The 18,387-nt window shown below is 72.4% G+C and carries 22 protein-coding genes; 12 read left to right on the plus strand and 10 right to left on the minus strand.

Annotated elements, in window-relative coordinates; translation table 11 throughout:
- Positions 1-5: 5 nt before the first annotated feature.
- A complete protein-coding gene (locus tag ACWEV3_RS04125; RefSeq protein WP_452612468.1) occupies positions 6-308 on the minus strand; it encodes a hypothetical protein in 303 nt (100 codons plus the stop codon).
- A 167-nt stretch (positions 309-475) separates the two neighbouring features.
- Here ACWEV3_RS04125 and ACWEV3_RS04130 point away from each other — a divergent pair, with 167 nt between their 5' ends.
- Positions 476-1,114 carry a LysE family translocator gene (locus tag ACWEV3_RS04130; RefSeq protein WP_132490175.1) on the plus strand — a complete coding sequence of 213 codons (639 nt, stop codon included), beginning with the start codon at positions 476-478 and terminating at the stop codon, positions 1,112-1,114.
- On the opposite strand, the gene ACWEV3_RS04135 is transcribed toward ACWEV3_RS04130, so the two are convergent.
- Entirely contained in the window at positions 1,050-1,859 is an 810-nt protein-coding gene (locus tag ACWEV3_RS04135) for a metalloregulator ArsR/SmtB family transcription factor (protein ID WP_452612469.1), read from the minus strand. The genes ACWEV3_RS04130 and ACWEV3_RS04135 overlap by 65 nt on opposite strands.
- A gap of 64 nt (positions 1,860-1,923) precedes the next feature.
- Between ACWEV3_RS04135 and ACWEV3_RS04140 the strand changes: the two genes are divergently transcribed.
- A complete protein-coding gene (locus ACWEV3_RS04140; RefSeq protein ID WP_452612470.1) occupies positions 1,924-3,288 on the plus strand; it encodes an MFS transporter in 1,365 nt (454 codons plus the stop codon).
- A 124-nt stretch (positions 3,289-3,412) separates the two neighbouring features.
- On the opposite strand, the gene ACWEV3_RS04145 is transcribed toward ACWEV3_RS04140, so the two are convergent.
- From ACWEV3_RS04145 to ACWEV3_RS04160, 4 genes are read right to left on the minus strand one after another with little or no spacing between them, the layout of a single operon-like run.
- Complete coding sequence (locus ACWEV3_RS04145) at positions 3,413-4,246, minus strand: SDR family NAD(P)-dependent oxidoreductase (protein ID WP_452612471.1); 834 nt, start codon at positions 4,244-4,246, stop codon at positions 3,413-3,415.
- The gene (locus ACWEV3_RS04150) at positions 4,243-5,139 is read right to left on the minus strand and encodes an alpha/beta fold hydrolase (RefSeq protein ID WP_452612472.1); all 897 of its coding nucleotides are present in this window, start codon (positions 5,137-5,139) and stop codon (positions 4,243-4,245) included. The genes ACWEV3_RS04145 and ACWEV3_RS04150 overlap by 4 nt, the downstream gene beginning before the upstream one ends.
- Positions 5,132-5,797, minus strand: a complete 666-nt coding sequence (locus tag ACWEV3_RS04155; protein ID WP_452612473.1) for a CatB-related O-acetyltransferase — start codon at positions 5,795-5,797, stop codon at positions 5,132-5,134. The genes ACWEV3_RS04150 and ACWEV3_RS04155 overlap by 8 nt, the downstream gene beginning before the upstream one ends.
- A gap of 14 nt (positions 5,798-5,811) precedes the next feature.
- A complete protein-coding gene (locus ACWEV3_RS04160) occupies positions 5,812-7,437 on the minus strand; it encodes an ABC-F family ATP-binding cassette domain-containing protein (RefSeq protein ID WP_452612474.1) in 1,626 nt (541 codons plus the stop codon).
- A gap of 304 nt (positions 7,438-7,741) precedes the next feature.
- Here ACWEV3_RS04160 and ACWEV3_RS04165 point away from each other — a divergent pair, with 304 nt between their 5' ends.
- The 3 genes from ACWEV3_RS04165 (at position 7,742) to trpS (ending at position 10,107) form a co-directional block, all read left to right on the plus strand.
- The gene (locus ACWEV3_RS04165) at positions 7,742-7,954 is read left to right on the plus strand and encodes a hypothetical protein (protein WP_452612475.1); all 213 of its coding nucleotides are present in this window, start codon (positions 7,742-7,744) and stop codon (positions 7,952-7,954) included.
- A gap of 122 nt (positions 7,955-8,076) precedes the next feature.
- The gene (locus tag ACWEV3_RS04170; RefSeq protein ID WP_452612476.1) at positions 8,077-8,817 is read left to right on the plus strand and encodes a GNAT family N-acetyltransferase; all 741 of its coding nucleotides are present in this window, start codon (positions 8,077-8,079) and stop codon (positions 8,815-8,817) included.
- A 237-nt stretch (positions 8,818-9,054) separates the two neighbouring features.
- Entirely contained in the window at positions 9,055-10,107 is a 1,053-nt protein-coding gene (trpS, locus tag ACWEV3_RS04175; RefSeq protein WP_452612477.1) for a tryptophan--tRNA ligase, read from the plus strand.
- Here trpS and ACWEV3_RS04180 read toward each other — a convergent pair.
- Complete coding sequence (locus tag ACWEV3_RS04180) at positions 10,084-10,773, minus strand: ABC transporter ATP-binding protein (RefSeq protein WP_452612478.1); 690 nt, start codon at positions 10,771-10,773, stop codon at positions 10,084-10,086. The two genes, trpS and ACWEV3_RS04180, sit on opposite strands and share 24 nt — an antisense overlap.
- Positions 10,770-11,876 (minus strand): ABC transporter permease, encoded by a 1,107-nt coding sequence (locus tag ACWEV3_RS04185; protein ID WP_452612479.1) that lies wholly within the window; start codon positions 11,874-11,876, stop codon positions 10,770-10,772. The genes ACWEV3_RS04180 and ACWEV3_RS04185 overlap by 4 nt, the downstream gene beginning before the upstream one ends.
- A 177-nt stretch (positions 11,877-12,053) precedes the next feature.
- On the opposite strand from ACWEV3_RS04185, the gene ACWEV3_RS04190 reads away from it, so the two are divergent.
- Both ACWEV3_RS04190 and ACWEV3_RS04195 read left to right on the plus strand, forming a co-directional pair.
- Positions 12,054-13,271, plus strand: coding sequence for a sensor histidine kinase (locus ACWEV3_RS04190; protein WP_452612480.1), 1,218 nt, complete (start codon positions 12,054-12,056; stop codon positions 13,269-13,271).
- A complete protein-coding gene (locus ACWEV3_RS04195; protein WP_358378760.1) occupies positions 13,271-13,903 on the plus strand; it encodes a response regulator transcription factor in 633 nt (210 codons plus the stop codon). Before ACWEV3_RS04190 ends, ACWEV3_RS04195 begins: the two co-directional genes overlap by 1 nt.
- Positions 13,904-14,055: 152 nt before the next feature.
- Here the strand turns inward: ACWEV3_RS04195 and ACWEV3_RS04200 are convergent, their stop codons facing one another.
- Positions 14,056-14,631 (minus strand): hypothetical protein, encoded by a 576-nt coding sequence (locus ACWEV3_RS04200; protein WP_452612481.1) that lies wholly within the window; start codon positions 14,629-14,631, stop codon positions 14,056-14,058.
- Positions 14,632-14,751: 120 nt separating this feature from the next.
- On the opposite strand from ACWEV3_RS04200, the gene ACWEV3_RS04205 reads away from it, so the two are divergent.
- The 5 genes from ACWEV3_RS04205 to ACWEV3_RS04225 all read left to right on the plus strand — a co-directional run bounded on the left by ACWEV3_RS04205 (position 14,752) and on the right by ACWEV3_RS04225 (position 17,603).
- Positions 14,752-15,474 (plus strand): 3-keto-5-aminohexanoate cleavage protein, encoded by a 723-nt coding sequence (locus tag ACWEV3_RS04205; RefSeq protein ID WP_358578008.1) that lies wholly within the window; start codon positions 14,752-14,754, stop codon positions 15,472-15,474.
- Positions 15,471-15,872 (plus strand): PaaI family thioesterase, encoded by a 402-nt coding sequence (locus tag ACWEV3_RS04210; protein ID WP_452612482.1) that lies wholly within the window; start codon positions 15,471-15,473, stop codon positions 15,870-15,872. The genes ACWEV3_RS04205 and ACWEV3_RS04210 overlap by 4 nt, the downstream gene beginning before the upstream one ends.
- A gap of 45 nt (positions 15,873-15,917) precedes the next feature.
- Complete coding sequence (locus ACWEV3_RS04215) at positions 15,918-16,244, plus strand: ArsR/SmtB family transcription factor (RefSeq protein ID WP_452612483.1); 327 nt, start codon at positions 15,918-15,920, stop codon at positions 16,242-16,244.
- Positions 16,241-17,179 (plus strand): SRPBCC family protein, encoded by a 939-nt coding sequence (locus ACWEV3_RS04220; RefSeq protein ID WP_452612484.1) that lies wholly within the window; start codon positions 16,241-16,243, stop codon positions 17,177-17,179. The genes ACWEV3_RS04215 and ACWEV3_RS04220 overlap by 4 nt, the downstream gene beginning before the upstream one ends.
- Before the next feature lie 97 nt (positions 17,180-17,276).
- The gene (locus tag ACWEV3_RS04225; protein WP_452612485.1) at positions 17,277-17,603 is read left to right on the plus strand and encodes a putative quinol monooxygenase; all 327 of its coding nucleotides are present in this window, start codon (positions 17,277-17,279) and stop codon (positions 17,601-17,603) included.
- Positions 17,604-17,651: 48 nt separating this feature from the next.
- Here ACWEV3_RS04225 and ACWEV3_RS04230 read toward each other — a convergent pair whose 3' ends face one another.
- Positions 17,652-18,353 (minus strand): alpha/beta fold hydrolase, encoded by a 702-nt coding sequence (locus tag ACWEV3_RS04230; protein ID WP_452612486.1) that lies wholly within the window; start codon positions 18,351-18,353, stop codon positions 17,652-17,654.
- Positions 18,354-18,387 lie beyond the last annotated feature (34 nt).

Raw genomic sequence — 18,387 nt, forward strand, 5'->3', positions numbered from 1 at the left:
GCGTTTCAACTGGTGAGGCCGAGTTCGCCGGCTCGGGCACCGGCTTGGAAGCGGGAGTTGGCGTCCAGCAGGGTCATCAGCTCGGCGACGCGCCGCCGGTAGGTGCGGAGGGAGACGCCGATGCGGCGGGCCGCGGCTTCGTCGGTGAGCCCGGCGTTGAGCGCCTGCAGGACGCTGCGCCCGGCCTGGTCGATCTGCGGAAGTTCCTGGCGCAAGTAGTCGGAGAGTGGGATGGCCGTGTGCCAGGTGGCGTCGAACAGGGCGTGCACGCCGTTGATGAAGGTCGGCAGCAAGCTGCCAGCGCGCACCTGGAAGAGAACGTGGCCGCCGGTGGGTTGCGGCTCGACGACAGTGACCTCGCGGAGCTGGGCTCCTAGACGGGGGAGGCCAGTGCCGCCGAATTGGCCTTTGGTGCCGCCGCCGCGACTGCCTAGTGTCCGATGAGGACGGTTTGTTGCGGCGAGAAGGTGGCGTGGTGGTCGAATTTCCGGCGGTGGCGGGGATCGCGGTGGTGGCGCTGGGGCTGGTGCTCACGCCGGGACCGAACATGTTCTACCTGGTGTCGCGGTCGCTGACGCAGGGACGCCGGGCGGGGCTGGTGTCGCTGCTGGGCGTGGCGGTGGGGTTCCTGGTGTACGCGGCGGCGGCCACCGCGGGCATCGCCACGGTGTTCGCGCTGGTGCCCGCGCTGTACACGGCGTTGCAGATCGCCGGCGCGGCATACCTGCTGTGGCTGGCGTGGCAGGCGGTGCGCCCGGGCGGGGTGTCGGTGTTCGCGCCGGCGCCCACCCCCGCCTACGGGCCGGGAAAGCTGTTCGCGATGGGGCTGGTGACCAACCTGCTCAACCCGAAGATCGCGGTCCTCTACGTGTCGCTGCTGCCGCAGTTCATCGACCCCACGCGGGGCGGTGTGGCGTTGCAGAGCCTGACGTTGAGCGTGGTGCAGATCCTGGTGGCGCTGTCGGTGAACGCGCTGATCGTGGTGACGGCCGGGTCGGTGGCGGGCATGCTCGCCCGGCGCCCGGGGTGGCTGCGGGTGCAGCGCTACTTCATGGGCGCGGTGCTGGCCGGGCTGGCGGTGCGGCTGCTGACCGACCGGGCTCGCCCGGCGTGATGCCGAGCGCGGTTTGCAGCCCGTCGACGCCGTGCGCGGTGAGTTTCAGCGCCCGCTGCTGGGGTTTGCGGGCCAGCCAGCCTGAGTCGAGCAACCCGGTCAGCAGTGCCGCGCCGAGCCGGCCGGCGAGGTGGTGCCGCTGTTCGCTCCAGTCCACGCAGAACCGCAGCAGCGGCCGTCGCGACGGCCCGGCCTGCACGGCGCGCAGGTCCACGCCCAGGGCGGCGAAGACCCCTTCGGCGTGCGGACCGAGCCGGTAGGGATGGTCGCTGAGCTGCACGGACAGGCCCTCGTGCGGGCGACGGCGGGTGTCGGGGATGCCGTCGTCTGCGGCGAGCGCGCCACGGTCCAGCAGTGCCGCGGTGACCGCGACGCCGAGCCTCCCAGCGAGGTGGTCGTAGCAGCTGCGGGCTTCGCGCACCGCGGCGGCACGGGTGCCCTGGCGCAGCGAGCGCACCGGTTCGGCCGGTGCGATGGCGGCGAGGGCTTCCAGCACGGCGGCGACCCGGTCGTCGACGAGCCGGAAGTAGCGGTGCCGCCCGGAGCGTTCGGCCTCGATGAGGCCGCCGGCGCAGAGCTTGGCGAGGTGCGCGCTGGCGGCGCTGGCCGACAGCCCGGCCTCCGCGGCCAGCACCGAGGCGGGTAGCGACCGCCCGTCGGCCAGCGCCTGCAGCACCTTGGCGCGGCCGGGTTCAGCGAACAGTGCGGCCACCGGTGCGATGTCGCTGTCTCCCTGGACTGCCATGCGCCCATTCTGCGCCCGCGACGTTTCAGGCCGGCGTGAAGTGTTGCGGGTGCAGCCTCGGTGCGTGTTGAAGAGACGAGGTTCTCCTGTGCTGGTGCTCGCGGTGATGTGCGCGGGCATGTTCTTGGTGCTGCTGGACGTCACGGTGGTCAACGTGGCCCTGCCCGCCATCCGCGGTGCGCTGGGCGCGGGGATGGCGGGGACGCAGTGGGTGGTCGACGGGTATGCGCTGGCCATCGCCGGGATGTTGCTGGTCGGCGGCGCGCTGGGCGACCGCTTCGGGCACCGCCGGGTGGTGCTGGCCGGGCTGGCGGTCTTCGGCGCGGCGTCGCTGGGGTGCGCGCTGGCTTCGGGGTTGGGGGCGCTGGTCGCCTCCCGCGCAGTGCAGGGCGTGGGGGCGGCGTTGCTGCTGCCGGGCAGCCTGGCCGTGATCGCCGGGGTGTACCCGGACGCGGCGGCGCGGGCGCGGGCATTGGGGGTGTGGGCGGCGGTGTCGTCGCTGGCGTTGCCGGCCGGTCCGCTGATGGGCGGCCTACTCGTCGAGTGGGGCGGCTGGCAGTCGGTGTTCGCGCTGAACGTGCCAGTGGTGATCGCCGCGGTCGTCGGAGTTCGCGCGCTGGTGCCGGATGTGCCCGGCGATCGCGGGCAGCGGGTGCGCGTCGGGGTGCTGGCGGGCGCGGTCGCGGGGTTGACGGCACTGGTGTTCGCGGTGATCGAGGCCGGCCAGGCGGGGCTGGACGCATCGGTGGTGGCAGCGCTGGTGCTGGCGGTGATCGCGCTGGGGGCGGCCGGGCGGCGGATGCCGCGTTCGTGGCTGGGCAACCGGCCGTTCCTGACGGCGAACTCGGTGGCGCTGCTGATGAATCTCGGCATGAACGGCACGCTGTTCGTGCTGTCGCTGTACCTGCAGAACCTCGGCGGGAACTCGCCGGCGCGCACCGGGGCGCTGCTGTTGCCGATGTCGATTCCGCTGGTGCTGCTGGCGCCGGTGGCCGGGCGGCTGGTGGCGCGCTTCGGACCCCGGGTGCCGATGGTGTGCGGCGCGGTGATCGCCGCGGCGGGATCGGGTTGCTGGGCCCTGGCGTCTCCGGGCGGTGGTTATGCGGAGGTGGTTCCGGTGCTGGTGGCGTGCGGGATCGGTGCCGGGTTGCTGACCACGCCGGTGGTGGCGGCCGCGGTCGGTGCGCTCGGTCCGCGGCGTTCGGGGCTGGCCAGCGGGGTGAACAACACCATGCGGCAGACCGGGACCGCGCTGGGTGTCGCGGTGTTCGGCGCGGTCGCGGGCTCGCCGGAAGCACCTGCTGATTTCGCCGCGGGGCTGCACCGCCTGGCCGTGGTCGGCGTGCTGCTGTGGCTGGCGGCGATCACCGTCAGCCTCGCCGCAGGCGCGCGTCGGGCCGTGGGTGACCGCGTTTCCGCAGTGCGGTGAGATGCGCCGCCCCGTGAGCGTTTTGGGGCGCCACTACACCCCAAAACGCTCACGGGGGTCAGGCTGTGCCGACGACCGGCTCCGGGTGGCCGCCGCGGCGATCCGCCGGACACAGTGGCCGGCGCTAGATCATGCGTTTGCCCCCTCCGGCGTAGATGGTCTGGCCGGTGACCCAGCGGGCTTGGTGGGAGGCGAGGAAGACCGCGAGGTCGGCGATGTCGTCGGGGCGGCCGACGCGGCCCAGCGGGCTGAACTCGGCGAAGCGGGTGTTCATGTCGTCGCTGATCCAGCCGGTCTGCACCGGGCCCGGCGAGATGATGTTGACGGTGATGCCGGCGGCGCCGAGTTCGATGGCCGCGGAGCGGCTCAGCGATTCCAGCGCGTTCTTGGTCGCCCAGTAGGAGATCTGGTCGGCCGCGCCGGGCGCGGCGTCGGTGGAGATGTTGATGATGCGGCCCCAGCCGGCTTTGCGGCGCCGGTGGCGGCGGTGGAATTCGGCCATCAGCAGCGCGGGGGCGCGGGTGTTGACGGCGTGGTGGGCGTCCAGGGTCGCCGCGGCGACGGTGGTGGCGCCGCGCGCGGGCTCGGTCCCGAAGGTGTCGGGCACGCAGTGGGCGGCGTTGTTGATGAGGATCTCCACCGGCCCGAAGTGGGTTTCGGCGTGGTCGAAGATCGCCGGGACGACGGCGGGGTCGGCGAGATCGACGGCCAGCGATTCGGCGTCGGCGCCGTCGGCGCGCAGGGCATCGCGCACGTGATCGGTGTCAGTGGCCTTCGCCGCGCCGTAGGTGCGGTCGGCGCCGGCGGTGTCGCGGGTCGGGGGTGTTTCGGGCAGGGAGGCGAGCACGACTTTGACGCCTTGGCGGGCCAGGGCGCGGGCGATGCCGGCGCCGATGCCCAGCGGGCTGTTGGCGCCGGTGATCACGGCAACGCGGTCGCGCAGGCGGGGGTCGATCACGCGGTGGTCCTCTCGAAGTGTCCGATGTGGTCGGTGATGGTGGCGGTGATCTGGCGGTGCAGCGCGCCGGGCAGGGCGTGGCCGAGCCCGGGGATCGTCGCGCAGCGGGCGCCGGGGATGAGGTCGGCGAGGTGCCGGCCGTGCGGGGGCGGGTTGATGGGGTCCTGCGGGCCCTGGATGACCAGGGTCGGCGTGCTGACGTGGCGCAGTTCGGCGCCGCGTTCGGTGGGCACCGGGGTGGCGAAGGCGTGCGCGGACGGTTGCCGGTAGCTGCCGGCGTGGTCGATCGCGGCGTTCTCCCAGCGGCGGAACTCCGCGGCGTCGAAGGGGATTTCGTCGCCTGCGAGCAGTCGCCACTCGTCGATCCGGCGTTGCAGCGCGGTGGCGCGGTCGGGTGCGGGGTCGGCGCGGTGGGCCATCGCGGTGACCACCCGCGGGGTGGGTGGGGGCAGGTCGCTGGGTTCGCCTTCGACGGCGCGGCGCATCGAGTCGGCGAAGTCGACGTCGAGGGCGGCGGTCAGCATCAGGGTGAGGGTGCGCAGCCGGTCGCGGTGGTCCAGGGCGAGCAGCTGGCCGAGGGTGCCGCCCATGGACAGGCCGATGACGTGGGCGGTGGCGATGCCGTGGCCGTCGAGGACCGCCACGGCATCGCGGGCGAGGTCGGTCAGGGCGTAGTCGGTGATGTCCAGGTGCGTGGAGCGGCCGGTGTCGCGGTGGTCGTAGCGCACGACGTGCAGGTGGTGCGCGACGAGGGCGTCGACGAACTCGTCGGGCCAGCCCAGCGCGCTGGTGTTGGCGCCCATGATCAGCAGCACCGGAGGGTCCGCCGGGTTGCCGCGGGATTCGCTCCACAGCAGCAGGCCGTCGGGGGTGGTGATGTGGCGTTCAGTCATCGAGCAGCCCTTCCCTGCGGGCCAGGGCCGCGAGCTCCTTGGGGTCGCCGCCCATGATGGTCCGCACGTGGGTGGTGATGGTCTGGACGGGCCAGTTCCACCAGGCGATGCGCTGCAGCAGCTCGACGTCGTCGTCGTAGAAGCGGCGGCGGATCACCTGAGCCGGGTTGCCGCCAGCGATGCCGTAGGCGGGGATATCGCCGGTGACCACCGCGCCGGTGGCGATGATCGCGCCGTCGCCGATGCGCACGCCGGGCATGATGGTGGCGTCGCGGCCGATCCAGACGTCGTTGCCGACGACGGTGTCGCCCTTGGCGGGCAGGCTGGTGGCGAGGTCGAGGGTGGCCTGGGCCCAGTCGCCGCCGAACATGGTGAACGGGTAGGTGGAGCAGCCGATCATGGGGTGGTTGGCGGCGGGCATGATGAACCGCGCTCCGGTGGCCAGCGCGCAGAACCGGCCGATGCGCAGCCGCGCGGGCCCGTAGTTGTAGAGCACGTTGCGGGTTTCGAATTCGGCCGCGCCCGCGGGGTCGTCGTAGTAGGTGTACTCGCCGATCTCGATCAGCGGGGAGCTGACCACTGTGGACAGGAAGGCCACGTTGGTCAGCTCGGGCCGGGTGCTGGGGTGCACCCGGGCCGGGTCGGGCGTGTTGGGCATGGTGGCGGCTCCCCTCAGGCGCTTCGGCCGTCGTGCAGGTTCAGGGTGGGCCCGTTCCAGCGTCGCCGCAGCCATCGGTCGTGGCTGGCGAGGACGATGGCGCCGGGCGCGGTGTGCAGGGCGTCTTCGAGTTCGCCGACGAGGGTCAGCGACAGGTGGTTGGTGGGTTCGTCCAGCAACAACACCTGTGGTGGATCGGCGAGCAGCACGGCCAGGGCCAGGCGGCGGCGCTGGCCGACCGAGAGGACGCCGACGGGGCGGTCGAGGTCCGCCGGGGCGAGCAGGCCCAGGTCGCGCAGGTCGGGCCGGTCCTCCCGGTGGGGCGTGGCGTAGATCTGCCGGGGGCTCTTGCGGGGTTCGGCGAAGGTGACGTCCTGTTCGAGCAGGCCGATGCTGACGTCGTGGCGGCGCTGCACGCTGCCGGTGTCGGGTGTCAGCCGGCCGGCGGCCAGGTGCAGCAGGGTGGACTTGCCCGCGCCGTTGCCGCCGGTGATCAGCAGCCGGTCGGTGCCGGTGACGTCGAGTTCGTCGATCCACACCCGCCCGCGCACGCCTGCTTCCCGGATCTGCAGCACCACATCGGTGGTGGTTTCGCGGCCGGTGAGGGGTGCGGCGAAGCGCAGCGGGCTCGGCGGTTCGCGGACTTGGGCGGCGGTGAGGTCGTCGAGGCGCTGCTGGGCGTTGCGCACCCGGCGGGAGATCTGCTTCTGGACCCGGCCGCCGGAGTAGTCGTAGGCCATCTTGGCGTTGTCGCGCCGCATGCCGTGGTGGCTGACCTGGCGGGCGGTGACGTCCACGGCGTGGCGCAGGGCGGCGAGTTCGTTCTGCTCGGCGGTGTAGCGCTGTTCCCAGCGGGCGCGTTCGGCGCGTTTGGCTGCGAGGTAGTCGGTGAAGGTGCCGCCGTAGCGGGTGGGGCCGTCCACGGCGGGGTCGAGGTCGAGGATGTCGGTGCAGACCGCGTCGAGGAAGACGCGGTCGTGGCTGGCCAGCACGACGGCGCCGGGCAGCGCGGCGAGGTGCTGCTGCAGGAACGTCAGGGCGGATTCGTCGAGGTGGTTGGTGGGTTCGTCCAGCAGCAGCGCGCGCGGCCTGCGCAGCAGCAGGACGGCCAGTCCCAGCCTGCTGCGCTGGCCGCCGGAGAGCGTGCCGATGCGCCGGTCGCCGGTGATGCCGCCCAGGCCGAGCCCGTCGAGGACGACTTCGGCGCGGTGGTCGGCGTTCCAGGTGTCGTGCTGCTGGGCCCAGTCGAGGACTTCGCCGTAGGCGGTGAGGATCCCGGGGTCCTCGGGTGCCTCGCCGAGGGCGTCGGCGAGTTCGGCCAGGCGGGCTTGCGCGGCGCGGTGGTCGGCCAGCGCCTCGTCCAGCGCGGCCGCCAGCGTCGTGTCGGGGGTGAAAGGTGGTTCCTGGTGCAGGAATCCGAGGTCGTCGGGGCGGGTGAGCTCGCCGCTGTCGGGATCTTCCGCACCGGCGAGGATGCGCAGCAGGGTGGACTTGCCGGCGCCGTTCTCGCCGACCAGGCCGATGCGCTGGCCGGGCGAGACGGTCAGCGACACCCCGGCGAGGACGGTTCGGTCCGCATAGGACTTGACGAGATCACGCGCGCGCAGGACGACGGACGAAGCAGCAGAAGCATGGGACACGGGGCGTCACACCGGAGGACTCGATGGCAGTCGCCCGCCGGGCATGATTCGACGCGAACCGGTGAAAGCGGTCGCGGAAGCCTCGGACGCGGGCCTGGCTCGAAGTCAGTTCTTCATAGTGGTGTTGATCTTAGCGGCCGGCCCGCCGCGGATGTCAAGGGAATTTCCTCGCCGCCGTCCGCCGGACGGGGTAGATCCGCTCGCCTGTCGTGGTGATCCAGTCGGCGCGCGGCGCCGGTCGGTGTTGGCCTGGGGCCACCGGCCCCCGCACGGGGGGCCCGAGCATTCCAGGAGATACGTGATCATGCGCCGAATCCTCAGCGTCGCCATCCTCGCCGCCGCCTTCGCCGGCACCACCGCGGGCCTGGCACAGGCCCAGGACCAGCCGTGGAACGTCACGACGCTGCCCGCCCCGGCATGCGAGAGCGGCAGCTGCACCAGCTCCAACGGGCAGGACGGGTACGGGCAGGACGGCGTGGCGCACGCCGTGGCGACCGACGAAAGCGGGAACCAGTGACACCGGTTCCCCGGTAGCCGAACCGTTGGGGGCCTGTTCCGCGCGGAACAGGCCCCCAACGCTGTCCGCTCCGACGCTAATTCGGTTGCCCCGCCGCGAGATTCGGGTGTAGTGGTTGTCCAATGATGCAACAGAACCACGCCGGCGACCCCGCGATGCTGTCGGATGGCACCACGACGGTGTCCTACATCCCCAAAGGGATGCCGCGCACCGCCCGGGTGCTCGGCATCGACGGACCCGCCGCGCTGGACCTGCTGCGCGCGGAGTTGCCGGGGTGGAAGCTGTTCGCCACACCGGAGCAGGGCGCGGCCCTGGTGCGCGAAGGTGCGCGGCTGAAGCGGCACGCGCATGCGATGCGGCGGGATCTGCGGGCCGACCCGCCACCGCAGGAGTGGGCGGACCTGGTGCCGGCGGCGCCGATGCGGCTGGCGGACTGTGATCGCCCGGCGTCGGAACTGCTGGCGTCGTGGCGCGAGGCGTACCCGCCGGATCACCCCGACCGGGCCTCCGGCGACGACCAGCAGGTGCTGGTGGAGCTGCTGCAGCCGCTGCTGGCCGGCCGGGTGCTGGGCCCCGTGCTGGGGTGCAGCGCGTTGGTGGTCGACGCCGACGACAGGGTCGGGGCCGGGCTGGTGGTCAACGATCACGACGGTGTCCCGTGGGTGGGCGATGTGTTCCGCCGTCCGGCACCGGAATTCGCCGGCCTGGGCGGGCTGCTGCTGCGACGCGCGATGGCGTGGCTGAGCGCGCAGGGCTGGCACGAAGTGGGTCTGGCCGTCACGGTCGGCAATCCGGCGCAGCACGTGTACGAGCGGCTCGGGTTCGCCGTCACCGACACGACGATGACCGTGGAAATCCCGTGACCGCATCCCCGGACCGGCCGCCGGGATGGTTTCGGTCATATCGCAGGCAGTGCGCGGCCGGAGCGGGTTAGGATGGCGGCGTGATTCGCAGTTCGTGCTTCGCGTGGTGGCGCTCCGGTTAGGAGCGGCCATCTCAGCACGCACGTCTCGGGCCGTTCGGATGGACGGCCCTTTTTCGTGTTCTCCACACGTCCCGGGGCCCCGGCCGGACCCCGCCACCAGACCGAGGAGAACACCATGACCACCGTGATCGAGACCTCCACCGCCGTGCGCCGCAGCGCCGAGCTGGAGGAGCAGATCGCCTTGCGCCCCAACGACTTCCGGGTGCTCACCGGCGACCGCCCGACCGGGCTGCTGCACTTGGGCCACTACTTCGGCACCCTGCACAACCGCGTCCGGTTGCAGCGCCAGGGCGTGGAGATGATGGTGATCATCGCCGACTACCAGGTGCTCACCGACCGCGACCTCACCGAACACCTCGGCGAGCACGTCGACGACCTGGTGCTGGACTACCTGGCCGCCGGGATCGACCCGCGGACCGCCACGATCTTCACCCACAGCGCGGTCGCGGCGCTCAACCAGCTGCTCCTGCCGTTCCTGAGCCTGGTGTCGGTCTCGGAGCTCAGCCGCAACCCCACGGTCAAGGACGAGATCAACCACTCGCGGCAGGCGGCCGTCAGCGGCCTGATGTTCACCTACCCCGCGCACCAGGCCGCCGACATCCTGTTCTGCAAGGCCAATCTCGTACCGGTGGGCCAGGACCAGCTGCCGCACCTGGAGCTGACCCGCACGATCGCGCGCCGCTTCAACGACCGCTACGGGCGGCTGCTGCCCGAACCCGACGCACTGCTGTCGCCGGCGCCGCTGCTGCTGGGCACCGACGGCACCAAGATGAGCAAGAGCCGCGGCAACGCGATCACGCTGTCGGCCACCGCCGATGAGACCGCGCGGCTGATCCGCGGCGCGAAGACCGACGCACAGCGCCACATCACCTACGACCCGCAGGCGCGCCCGGAGGTCTCCAGCCTGGTGCTGCTCGCGGCCCTGTGCCTGGGGCGCGATCCGCACGACGTCGCCGCGGACATCGGTCCGGGTGGCGCGGCGGCGCTGAAGCGCACCGTCACCGAGGCCGTCAACGAGCACCTGGCACCGATGCGGCAACGCCGCGCCGCCTTCGCGCAGGACCGCGGCTATCTCCGCCGGATCCTGCGCGAAGGCAACGAGCGCGCCAACACCATCGCCGAGGCGACCCTCACCGAGGTGCGCTCAGCGATGGGCACCCGCTACTGAACGGGCCAGCTCCCCGTCACGCATCACGGCCACCTCGTCAACCTGGTCGAGGTACTCGGTGTCGTGGGTGACCATGACGGTCGCGACCTGGTGCTGGCGGGTGACCTCGGCGAGCAGCTCGACGATCTGGCCGCCGCGCTCCTGGTCGAGCGCGGCGGTCGGCTCGTCCACCAGCAGCACCGCCGGCCTGCCGGTGAGGGCGCGGGCGATGTTGACCCGCTGGCGCTCACCACCGGAGAGCTGGTGCGGACGCCGGTGCTGCTTGCCATCCAGCCCGACCGCGGCCAGCGCTTCGGCGGCCGCACGGCGCTGCCGCCGCACCGAACCGCCGCGCATGTGCTGGACGGCGAGCAGCTGCTCGGCGGCGGTCAGCGAACCGAGCAGGTTGGGCTGCTGGAAGACGATGCCGATCTTCTCCAGCCGCAGCCGGGCCCGCTGGGCGGCGGAAAGACCACCGGCGTCGACGCCGTCGACGACTACGCGGCCGGAATCGGGGCGCAGCAGGGTCGCGGCCACGGCCAGCAGGCTCGACTTGCCGGACCCCGAGGGGCCGACGACGGCCAGCATCCGGCCGGGCTCGACCTGCAGCGACACCTCGTCGAGGGCGGTGAGAACGCGGTCGCCGTCGGGGTAGGTCAGGCGGACATCGGTCAGGGTGAGGCTCATCGGGCTGCTCCCAAAGCGGTCAACGGGTCGACGGAGGTGATGCGCCGGACGGCCAGAACGGCACCGATCATGCCCAGGACGATCATGGCGGCGATGGGCAGCACCGTCGTGGCGGCGGTGAGCTGGAACGGCACGGCCTGCACCGCCAGCGCCCCCAGGCCGACCCCGACCGCGCCGCCGACACCGGCGCCGAGCACCAGCACGATCGCCGACTGCGCCAGCGCATCCCGAAGCAGGTAGCCGGTGGCGCCACCGAGGGCCTTGAGGATCGCGATGTCGCCGCTGCGCTGGATGGTCCACACGGTCATGAACGCACCGATCACCAGCGCGGAGATCGCGTACAGGAAGCCCTGCATCATCAGCAGCGACCCGTTCTCCGAGGAGTAGGAGCCGATGGCCGACAGGCTGGCTCCGGTGGTGGCCGTGGTGGTGCCCGCCGCGGCGTCGGCCTGCGCCGGATCGGTGGTCACCTCGGCAGCGATCACGGTGGCCAGCGGCGCGTCGACGCGCGGGGGCCGCAGCGTCGACCAGGTCTCCAGCGCCGTCCACGCCACCGGCGTGTGGCTGTAGTAGGCGTTGTCCGCGATGCCGCTGATGGTCAGCCGCTGCGTGCCCGCCAGCACGGTCTGCCCGACGGCCAGGTCGTTGTCCTCGGCGAGCTCGCGGCTGATCACCAGCGTGCCGGGCGTGACCGCCTCGGGCGCGAGTCCGTCGGCGGAGCGCACGCCGAAGATGGTGGCCGCCGCGCCGCCGGTGGCGGTTTCCAGGCGGGTCTGGGTGATGCCCAGCGGCGCGGCGCGCTGCACGCCGGGTGCGGCGCGGTAGGCGTCGAGCTGGGCCTGGGTGACCGAGGAGTCGGCGAAGGACTGCTCGGGGGCTTCGGCGCTGGTCGTGCCGAAGGCGATGTGGGTGGCGGGCAGCTGTGAGATGGCCGAGGTGGACTGGTGGGCCAGTCCCGCGGTCAGTCCCGACAGCAGCACGATCAACAGCGTGATCAGCCCGACCACCGAGCCCATGAGCGCGAACCGCCCCTTGGCGAAGCGGATGTCGCGGATGGCGAGGAACACGGTGCTCTGCTTTCCGGTCGTGGTCGATTCCGGCATCCAGCCTCGCCGCGATCGGCCCCGCTGCCATCGCCGCACGGATTGATTCCGCGCCTGCCGCGCGGTGCACCCCGATCTCAACCGAACGATCGATGCCGCGCCCCGGCCCCGATGTCTAGAAAGGACCCTGGCGAGCACCGTCCGCCCCGTCCACCCGCAGGCCTTAAGGTGTCCACAGTGTCCGAAACGTCGTTGCCCGCCGGTCCCGGCCCGGTGGCGATCCTGCGGTTGATGCGGCTGGTGTTCCACGCGGGATTCCTGCTGCTGCTGGGCATCGCCACGGCGCGGGTGTTCCTCACCCACCCCGCCGGCCCGACCGGCTGGCTGGCGGTGGCCGGCGCGGTGCTGCTCACCGCCGTGTACGCCGCAGGCGCGGCCGTGCGCCACGCCCTGCACCGGCGGTGGCTGGCGATGACGTGGCTGGCGGCGGTCACCGCGGTGTGGGCGGGCCTGCTGGTGATCAGCCCGGACTTCTCGTGGCTGGCGTTCCCGCTGTTCTTCCTGCACCTGCACCTCCTGCGCGGGCGGCACGCGCTGGTCGCGGTCGTGGTGGTCACCGCCCTGGTCGTCTCGGCCCAGGGCTGGCACGCCGGGACCTGGAGCGTGGGCATGGTGCTGGGCCCGGTCGTCGGGGCAGGGGTGGCCGTGGTGATCACCTGGGGCTACTCGGCGATCTACGCCGAGAGCCAGCGCAGGCAAGCCCTCATCGACGACCTGACCCGCACCCGCGCGGAGCTGGCGTCCTCGCAGCACCAGGCCGGGGTGGCCGCCGAGCGCGAACGGCTGGCCAGGGAAATCCACGACACCCTCGCCCAAGGCCTGTCGAGCATCGTGCTGCTGCTGCGCGCGGCGGACTCGGCGTTGCCGCCGCAGGCGGACAAGGCCCGCGCCCGCATCGTCGAGGCGCAGCGCACGGCGGCGGACAACCTCGACGAGGCCCGCCGCTTCGTGCGGGACCTACGACCGCCGTCGCTGACCGGTGCGGGACTGCCGCAGGCACTGCAGCGGCTGTGCGAGGACACCGCGAGGGAATCGGGCATCCACTGCCGCTTCCAGACCGATGGCGTGCCCGTGCAGCTGCCGTCCGGCTACGAGGTGGCGCTGCTGCGCGCGGCGCAGGCCAGCCTCGGCAACGTCGTCCGCCACGCCCACGCCCGCACCGCGGTGGTCACGCTCGGGTTCCTCGACACGGAGGTCACCCTCGACATCTACGACGACGGCGCCGGCTTCGACCCGGCCGCGGTCCGGCCCGCACCAGATGGCAGCGGATACGGGCTGATCGCGCTGCGGGAACGCATCGGCGCGCTGGGCGGGCGGCTCGCGGTGGAGTCCGCGCCCGGTGACGGCACCGCGGTGGCCATCCGGCTGCCCCTGACCGACGAGGAGATCCGGTGATGGCCGAAGCGTTGCGCATCCTGCTCGTCGACGATCATCCGGTGGTCCGGCGCGGGCTGCGGGCGATGTTCGACGACCGGCCGGACATGACGGTGGTGGCCGAGGCCGCCGACGGGCAGGCCGCGCTGGACGTGCTGGCCGGCACCGAGGTGGACATCGTGCTGATGGACCTGCAGATGCCCACCGGCATGGACGGCGTCACGGCCACCCGCCGCATCACCGCCGAGGGTGGCCCGCCGGTGCTGGTGCTGACCACCTACGACTCCGACGCCGACATCCTCACCGCCGTGGAAGCCGGCGCCACCGGCTACATGCTCAAGGACGCCCCACCGGAGGAGCTGTGCCAGGCGGTGTGGCTGGCGGCGTCGGGCCAGACGGCGCTGGCACCCGGCGTGGCGGCACGACTGCTCGGTCACCTGCGCCGCCCGCAGCCCGCGCTGAGCCCGCGCGAGGTGGAGATCCTCCAGCTGCTGGCCCAGGGCCTGTCCAACCGGGCGCTGTCGAAGGCGCTGTTCATCAGCGAGGCGACCGTGAAGACGCACCTGGTGCACATCTACGACAAGCTCGGCGTGGACAACCGCACCGCGGCGATCACCACGGCGTTGCAGCGCGGCATCATCCGGCCCCGGTGACCGCCTCGACCAGGAACGCCGGCCGCCACCAGTAGTCGGCCAGCCGCGCTGTGCGCGGTGGGGCATCACCGCCGCTGTAGGCCCGGATCGCCGCGCACAGCGCGGTTTCGGCATCGGCGAAGATGTCGGCGGGGCGGGTCTGGTGGATCCGTTCAGCTGGGACCGTCGAGGTAGGACTGCCCGCGCGAGGACAGCCGGAAGCCCGACTCCTGGGGCTCGACGAGGCCGAGCTCGCGCAACTGCCACACATCGGATTTGCAGCGCGACACCGGCCGCCCCTGGTCGGCGGCGAGTTCGGCGGCCCGAAGCCCGGGGCGCCGCCGCAGCACCTCCAGGACGGCCTTGGTCCACGGCCCGCGCGGGGAGGCGACATCCAGCCGCGCCAATCGCCGGTCGATCTCGGCGCGCTCGCGGGGACGCAGCTCCACCGGTTCCGGCGGCAGCTGGGGCGCGGAGCCCGCGTAGCTGAGGGCGAGGCGGTAGACCGCGCCGCGGCCGTGCTTGTCCAAAGAGGACCGGAGACCGGCGGCGGAGGCGAAGCCGGCGCGGTGGGCGTCGGCATCGGTGATCTGGGCCGGATCGACCTCGGCGACTTCGTCGACACCGATCACCCCGGCCGCGGTGTGCAACCGCGAGCCGGCCCGCGCCAGCGGGCTGGGCCAGCGCTGGAACGCCAGGGTGATCTCGCCGGCGGCCACGCCCCGCAGGATCCGGTTGCTCAACACCACGGCCACCACGCTAGTACAGGCGCCGCAATCACCGATCCGGGCGGATTGTCGCGCCCACGATGATCACGAAACGGGGTCGTCAGCTTCCGCACCCCTGCCGGCGCAGGGGAGAATCAGAGCATGTTGCAGGTCTGCCTCAACGGCGCCCGCTCGCCGCGCGAGCACTTCCACCTGCCCGTGCGGCCCGAGGAACTGGCCAAGGCCGCCGCGGACAGCATCGCCGCCGGCGCCACCGACATCCACCTGCACCCCAAAGCGCCCGACGGGACCGACAGCCTCGACCCGCACGCGGTCGCCGCCGCGTTGCGCGCGGTGCGGGCCGCGGCACCCGGCGTCGGGGTCGGCGTCACCACCGGCGCCTGGACCGCGCCCGACCCGGCCGACCGGATCCGGGCCATCCGGGCGTGGACGGTGCTGCCCGATCACGCCTCGGTGAACTGGCACGAGCCCGGCGCGGACGACGTCGCGGCCGTGCTGCTGGAGCGCGGTATCGGCGTCGAGGCGGGCATCTACTCCGGCACCGACGGCGACCACCAGTTCCTGCGTTCCCCGCACCGCGGCCGGGTCCTGCGGGTGCTGGCCGAGGTCACCGACCTGACGGCGCGCGGTGCCCCGGCGACCGCCGAAGCCCTGCTGGAGCGGCTGCGGCCGGCGGCGACACCGATCCTGCTGCACGGCGAGGCAGCGGGTGCGTGGCCGGTGCTGACCGTCGCCGCCCGCCGTGGGCTCGCGACCCGCATCGGCCTGGAAGACACCCTGCTGCTGCCCGATGGGCAGGTCGCCGCCGACAACGCCGAACTGGTCGCCGCCGCGACCCGGATCCTCGCGGAGGAGAGCTCATGACCGCCATCGACCACCAGCAGCTCGTCGCGCTCATGCCGTTCGCGGTGTCGCTGGGTGTGCAGATCGACTCCGCGAGCGCCGAGGAGGTCCGCGGGCACCTGGACTGGGCACCGCAGCGCTGCACGGCGGGGGGAGTGCTGCACGGGGGAGCGGTCATGGCGCTGGCCGATTCGATCGGCGCGATCTGCGCGTTCCTCAACCTCCCCGAGGGCGCGCACACCGCCACGATCGAATCGAAGACGAACTTCTTCCGCGCGCTGCGCGAGGGTGCTCTGCACGCGGTCAGCCGCCCGCTGCACGTGGGCCGCTCGAACATCGCGGTGCAGACGGAGCTGCTGGACGTCGACGGGCGCCGCATCGGGCACACCACCCAGACCCAGGCCGTGCTCACGGCCTGATCGGCCGGATTCGCGGTCATATTTCCGCTCGGCTATATTGACGGGGTGGCAAGTGCCTTCGAAGTCCTGGCCGAACCGCACCGCCGGGACATCCTCGACCTGCTGCGCACCGGCGAACGAGCCGTCGGCGACCTCGTCGACCACCTCCCGCTGAGCCAGCCCACGGTGTCCAAGCACCTCAAGGTGCTGCGCGAAGCAGGCCTGGTCGAAGTCCGCCAGGACGCCCAACGCCGCTGGTACCGGCTGCGTCCCGAGCCACTGGCCGAGATCGACGCCTGGCTGGCGCCCTACCGGCAGATGTGGCACGAACGCCTCGACGCCCTGCAACGCCACCTCGACGCCATGCCCGACCCGGAGGACACCCAGCCATGAACACCGACACGTCCGTCACGATGATCGGCGACCGCCCCGTCCTGCGCCTGCAACGCCTGCTGCACCACCCGCCGGAGAAGGTGTGGCGCGCCATCACCGACCCCGCCGAGCTGACCCACTGGTTCCCGGCCCGCATCGACTTCGACCAGCCCGTCCCCGGCGCCAAGATGCGCTTCACCTTCGAAGGCTCCGACACCGCCGACGAGGGGGAGATCCTCGAAGCCGACCCGCCGAAGGTCTTCGCCTTCCGCTGGGACACCGACGTCATCCGCTGCGAACTGCTCCCGCGCCCCGAAGGCTGCCTGCTGGTGTTCAGCCACGCGCTGCACGGCCCCGACAGCGACCGCCCGTCGACCGCCCGCCACGCCGCCGGCTGGGACGCCTGCCTCGACGGCCTCGCCGCCCGGCTCACCGGCACGACCGCCGAGTTCTCCATGCAGACCTGGTTCGAACGCGCCGAGGCCTACATCGAGCAGTTCGGCCTCGGCGAAGGCGAACTGCACGAGACCGACAACGGCCACGAGATCCGCTTCGAACGCGACTTCGTCCAACCACCCCACGAGGTCTGGGCACTCATCACCGGCGACAGCAACCCCACCGCAGGCACCCGGCCTCCGCTGGAAAGCACCCACGGCTACGGCGAGGCCGGCGCACTCACCAGCGTCGAAGCCCCGAACGCCCTGGAATACGCCTGGCAACCAGGCGGCACCGTCCGGTTCCAGCTCCGCGACCAGCACCCGATCGGCACCCGCCTCACGTTCACCCACGCGCTGCCCGCCGCACAGGCCGCCGAACGGGCCACCCTCCTGGCGGCATGGCAGGTCTACTTCGAGATCGTGTTCGCGGCCCTGCACGGCGACATCCGCTGCCCCTGGCCCGCCGACCGCACCGAGCAGCTGCGCGAGCACTACGCGCAACGCCTCGGCCTGGACTGAATCGAAGCCGACCAGCCCGAATCGCCCCGCGCGCGGTTCCTTAGGATCATCGAGCCCGGTGGAAGCCGAGCACCACGACGCCGAAGGAGTACCCGCGATGATCTTCATCACCGCCAAGTTCCGCATCCGGCCCGAACACGCCGACCGGTGGCCGGAGATCGCAGCCGAATTCACCCGGGCGACCCGCGCCGAACCCGGCTGCCTGTGGTTCGACTGGTCCCGCAGCCTCGACGACCCGAACGAGTACGTCCTGGTCGAAGCCTTCCGCGACGACCAGGCCGGCACCGCGCACGTCCAGTCCGAGCACTTCGAGAAGGCCCGGCAAACCCTGCCGCCGCACCTCGCCGAGACCCCGCGGATCGTCAACGCGACCGTGGACCAGCAGGACTGGTCGCTGCTCGGCGAGATGGCCGTGCAGGACTGACCCGCTGTGGTGTCGTGCGTCCGAGCACGCACGACACCACAGCCGTCGTCACAGCGACCCCGCCAGATCGGCCAGCAGGGCGGCGACCAGATCCGGCCGGGACCAGTTGGGGCAGTGCCCGGTCGGCAACTCCACGACCTCGACCGCGTCCCACTCGACCGAACCCGACACCAGCTCCGGCATCCGGTCGGCCGCGCCCCGCACGAAGGTCACCGGCGCCTCCCGCCACGCCGCCGCCCGCACACCCTGCGCACCGATCACCGGGTTGCTGGGCCGCAGCAACGAAATCGCCTCCTCGGCCCGCGCCGCGGAGCAGTCGTGGAACAACGCCTCCCGCGCGGAATCCGCGGTCAGCTCCAGCAAGCCGTCCACCCGCCACCGCACCGCCTCCCGCACCCCGGGCCCAACAACAGGCGGGGGAGCGAGATCCGTCAGGCTCTGCCCGGCATCGGGCATCGCGCCGGCGAGGTACACCAACCGCCGCACCGCCGGATGCCCGGCCGCCGCCTCGGTGATCACCGCACCGCCGTAGGAATGCCCGCACAGCACCACCGGTTCGGTCGCCGCGTCCAGGAGCTCCCGCACCTGGGCGGCGTCGTCGTGCAGGTCGCCGGCCGCATCGCGGACGCCGCCGAACCCGCTGGGCAGATCCGCGACCGAGCACCCGATCCCCACGCCCTCCAGGTCTGCGACGACATCGCGCCACGACCAGGGCCCCAGGAAACTGCCGTGCACCAGCACCACAGCCATACCGGGAGCCTAACCGGCCACACTTTGACATGCA

The organism is Saccharopolyspora sp. NPDC003752, assembly GCF_053605825.1.

What these genes read in the sequence shown, in the direction of transcription:
- ACWEV3_RS04135 (WP_452612469.1), bottom strand. Translation starts at nt 1,859, where the DNA reads ATGGCAGTCCAGGGAGACAGCGACATCGCACCGGTGGCCGCACTGTTC.
- ACWEV3_RS04150 (WP_452612472.1), bottom strand. Translation starts at nt 5,139, where the DNA reads ATGACTGAACGCCACATCACCACCCCCGACGGCCTGCTGCTGTGGAGC.
- ACWEV3_RS04155 (WP_452612473.1), bottom strand. Translation starts at nt 5,797, where the DNA reads ATGCCCAACACGCCCGACCCGGCCCGGGTGCACCCCAGCACCCGGCCC.
- ACWEV3_RS04165 (WP_452612475.1), top strand. Translation starts at nt 7,742, where the DNA reads ATGCGCCGAATCCTCAGCGTCGCCATCCTCGCCGCCGCCTTCGCCGGC.
- ACWEV3_RS04170 (WP_452612476.1), top strand. Translation starts at nt 8,077, where the DNA reads ATGATGCAACAGAACCACGCCGGCGACCCCGCGATGCTGTCGGATGGC.
- trpS (WP_452612477.1), top strand. Translation starts at nt 9,055, where the DNA reads ATGACCACCGTGATCGAGACCTCCACCGCCGTGCGCCGCAGCGCCGAG.
- ACWEV3_RS04180 (WP_452612478.1), bottom strand. Translation starts at nt 10,773, where the DNA reads ATGAGCCTCACCCTGACCGATGTCCGCCTGACCTACCCCGACGGCGAC.
- ACWEV3_RS04185 (WP_452612479.1), bottom strand. Translation starts at nt 11,876, where the DNA reads ATGCCGGAATCGACCACGACCGGAAAGCAGAGCACCGTGTTCCTCGCC.
- ACWEV3_RS04195 (WP_358378760.1), top strand. Translation starts at nt 13,271, where the DNA reads ATGGCCGAAGCGTTGCGCATCCTGCTCGTCGACGATCATCCGGTGGTC.
- ACWEV3_RS04205 (WP_358578008.1), top strand. Translation starts at nt 14,752, where the DNA reads ATGTTGCAGGTCTGCCTCAACGGCGCCCGCTCGCCGCGCGAGCACTTC.
- ACWEV3_RS04210 (WP_452612482.1), top strand. Translation starts at nt 15,471, where the DNA reads ATGACCGCCATCGACCACCAGCAGCTCGTCGCGCTCATGCCGTTCGCG.
- ACWEV3_RS04220 (WP_452612484.1), top strand. Translation starts at nt 16,241, where the DNA reads ATGAACACCGACACGTCCGTCACGATGATCGGCGACCGCCCCGTCCTG.
- ACWEV3_RS04225 (WP_452612485.1), top strand. Translation starts at nt 17,277, where the DNA reads ATGATCTTCATCACCGCCAAGTTCCGCATCCGGCCCGAACACGCCGAC.
- ACWEV3_RS04230 (WP_452612486.1), bottom strand. Translation starts at nt 18,353, where the DNA reads ATGGCTGTGGTGCTGGTGCACGGCAGTTTCCTGGGGCCCTGGTCGTGG.